This window comes from Micromonospora sp., from assembly GCF_048594385.1.
GTDB classification, from domain to species: Bacteria; Actinomycetota; Actinomycetes; order Mycobacteriales; family Micromonosporaceae; genus Micromonospora; species Micromonospora wenchangensis.
In genome coordinates this window covers 1-3,207 of the sequence record NZ_JBMDWU010000227.1, presented here as the reverse complement: position 1 = coordinate 3,207, position 3,207 = coordinate 1, and the positions used below count along the sequence as shown (strand labels likewise).

The window sequence follows — 3,207 nt, the reverse complement described above, 5'->3', positions numbered from 1 at the left end:
CCGTCACCTGTCGATGGCAAAGGAGTGGTTCCCGCACGAGTACGTGACGTGGAGCGAGGGGCGCACCTACGACGGCCCGCTCGGCGGTGAGGCGTGGTCGGAGGGGGACTCGACCCTGCCCGAGGTGGCCCGTACGGCGCTGATCGTCAACCTGCTCACCGAGGACAACCTGCCCTCGTACCATCACCAGATCGCCAGCCTGTTCGGACCGGACGGGGCGTGGGGGACCTGGGTGGGTCGGTGGACGGCCGAGGAGGGCCGGCACGGCACCGCCATCCGGGACTACCTGACGGTGACCCGGGCGGTCGACCCGGTCGCCCTGGAGCGGGCCCGGATGGTGCACATGACCGCCGGTTACACCAACTCGCACGACTCGTCGATGCTGCGCTCGCTGGCGTACGTGTCGTTCCAGGAGCTGGCCACCCGGATCTCGCACCGCAACACCGGCCGGATCACCGGTGACCCGGTCTGCGAGGCGCTGCTGAGCCGGGTCGCGGCCGACGAGAACCTGCACATGGTCTTCTACCGCAACCTGCTCGGCGCGGCCCTGGAGGTGGCCCCCGACCAGACGATGCGGGCGATCGCCGAGGTGCTGGAGGACTTCCAGATGCCAGGTGTCGGCATCGAGGGCTTCACCCGCAAGTCGGTGACGATCGCCCTGGCCGGCATCTACGACCTGCGTCAGCACCGCGACGACGTGGTCGCCCCGGTGCTGCGCCAGTGGGACGTGTTCAACGTCGCCGGCCTGGGCGCCGAGGGTGAGGCCGCCCGTGACCGGATCGCCGCCCACCTGGACGGCTTGGAGCAGGCCGCGTCCCGGTTCGAGGAGAAGCGCGACGCCCGGGCCGCCAAGCTGGCCGCCCGCGCCTGACCTGATCGTCCCCTCCGACGGTTTCACCGCACCCGTGCCTGCCCGCAGGTGCGCCCACGTCGCCACCCCCTGCGGGGGACGCGTCGGGTGTGCCGTGCGGCGGGCGCGTCGGCGTGCCGCACGGGCGGGGACGGCTCTTCCGGCCCCGGCGCGTCGCCCGGGGTTGTGTCGACGTCGTGCGTCACCCCGGATGCCCCGTCCGTCCCTCGGAGTGGGTGACTTTCGGTGATGGGTCGACGGGTGTGACGCTCCGTCACTAAGTCTCCTCCCTCGTGGTCCTGCCCTTCCGCGCTTTGCTCTGCTGCTCTCGAAGCGGCACCGGCCTGAACTGCCCTTTCTTGCAGCGTGCGGTTCGCTGGTCTTCTCACGCGTGGCTACCTGGTGTAGCTGTCGCGGTGGGGGCAGCAGAGCAAAGGGGTGGACCATCGGGTGACGGGGTCGACTGATGATCACTCCCGGTGACGGGTGTCGAGGGCTGCCGTTCTCCGCCGCCATCGGGCCTGCCGGCACGAGACGTCCTGCTCGGCGGCCCGGTCGTGACGTGCCGTCCCGGCTGTGGTCGGACCGCCCCCGTGTCCACCGGGCCCGGACGGTGCGGAGGTCGGTCGGTGCGTCGACGGGATCGGCTGCGGTGCCTGCGGGACCGGGTGCGGCGGCGGTCGGGACCGGGCGCGTCGGGCCGTCGGCGGTGGCCGCTTCGGGCCCGGCCGTTCGTGGGGGCGGGGGGCGGGTCGGCGGAGGGTCTGACATGGATGTGTCCACGATGTTGCCTGACCGTCATAACCGCTGGTGGGGTGAATCCGGGCAAACGCATGTCTTGATTACGATCTTAAATATGTGAATACTTCAGTCACTCGGCCGGTTTCCCCAGGTCGGCCGGTTGTCCCCGGGTGTGTCTTCATGACGCCGCCCGTCACCCCCTTCCGGAGGTTGTTGCATGCGACCCACGAGGTCCTCACTCCGACACGCCGCCGCCGTCGCCATGGCCGGAACCCTGGTCACCGGCGCGCTCATGGGTGCCCCCGCCCAGGCGGCCCCCGCCTCGCCCGCATCCCCCGACGCCGCCGCCAGCCTGGCCGAGCGTCTCGGTGACCGCGCCGCCGGCACCTACGCCGACGCCACCGGCAAGATGGTCGTCACCGTCACCGACACCGCCGCCGCCAAGCAGGTCCGCGCCGCCGGTGCCGTCCCGAAGCTGGTCACCCGGGGCGCGGCCCAGCTCCGCTCCGCCACCGCCGAGCTGGAGCGGTCGGCCAAGATCCCCGGCACCGCGTGGTGGACCGACACCGCCACCAACCAGGTCGTCGTGTCGGTCGACAGCACCGTCACCGGCGCCAAGCTGGAGCGGGTCAAGGCCGCCGCCGCGCGCACCGGTGGCACCGTCCGGGTCGAGGCCGAGGCCGGCGTGCTCAGCACCAAGATCTCCGGTGGCCAGGCGATCTACACCGGCGGCGGTCGCTGCTCGCTCGGCTTCAACGTCCGCAACAGCGCCGGTCAGACCTTCTTCCTGACCGCCGGGCACTGCACCAACATCGGCTCGACCTGGTACTCGAACTCCGGCCAGACCAGCGTGCTCGGTACCCGTACCGGCACCAGCTTCCCGGGCAACGACTACGGCATCGTCCGGCACAGCAACGCCGCCAACGCGACCGGCAACGTCTCCCTCTACAACGGCAGCTTCCGGGACGTCACCGGTGCCGCCAACGCGTTCGTCGGCCAGAGCGTGCAGCGCTCCGGCAGCACCACCGGCCTCAAGAGCGGCTCGGTGACCGCCATCAACGCCACGGTGAACTACGCCGAGGGCTCGGTCTCCGGCCTGATCCGGACCAACGTCTGCGCCGAGCCGGGCGACAGCGGCGGTTCGCTGTTCAGCGGCAGCAGCGCGGTCGGCCTCACCTCCGGCGGCAGCGGCAACTGCACCCGCGGTGGCACCACCTACTTCCAGCCGGTCACCGAGCCGCTGAGCGTCTACGGCGTCAGCATCATCTGACCGATCCGCCGCATCGTCCGATGCACCAGCGGATCCTCTGATCCACCCTGCGCGAACGGGCCGTCGGGAACACCGGCGGCCCGTTCCGCGCGTCCGGTGGGCGGGCCGGCCTTGCTCACCCCGCAACCGGGCGGACCGGGCGGCTGACACAATGCGGGGGAACAGCCGTACCGCAGATGAGGAGACGCAAGTCGTGATCCGTACCCATGACGCCGGCAGCCTGCGCGCGACGGACGCCGGCACCACGGTGACGCTCGCCGGGTGGGTCGCCCGCCGGCGCGACCACGGCGGTGTCATCTTCGTCGACCTGCGCGACGGCTCCGGCGTGGTCCAGGTGGTGTTCCGC

3 protein-coding genes are annotated in these 3,207 nt (G+C 71.5%); all 3 read left to right on the top strand.

Annotated elements, in window-relative coordinates; all coding sequences use genetic code 11:
• A partial coding sequence (locus tag ACOJTC_RS11975; protein WP_420116901.1) for an acyl-ACP desaturase occupies window positions 1-871 on the top strand: 871 nt, incomplete at its 5' end.
• A 937-nt stretch (window positions 872-1,808) separates the two neighbouring features.
• Window positions 1,809-2,861: a S1 family peptidase gene (locus ACOJTC_RS11970; protein WP_420116900.1), complete on the top strand. Its 1,053-nt coding sequence runs from the start codon at window positions 1,809-1,811 to the stop codon at window positions 2,859-2,861.
• 193 nt (window positions 2,862-3,054) lie between these two features.
• On the top strand, window positions 3,055-3,207 hold a 153-nt coding region (locus tag ACOJTC_RS11965), incomplete at its 3' end, for an OB-fold nucleic acid binding domain-containing protein (protein WP_420116902.1).

Excerpts from the sequence above, each read along its gene's own strand:
- ACOJTC_RS11970 (WP_420116900.1), top strand. The coding sequence starts at position 1,809 with ATGCGACCCACGAGGTCCTCACTCCGACACGCCGCCGCCGTCGCCATG.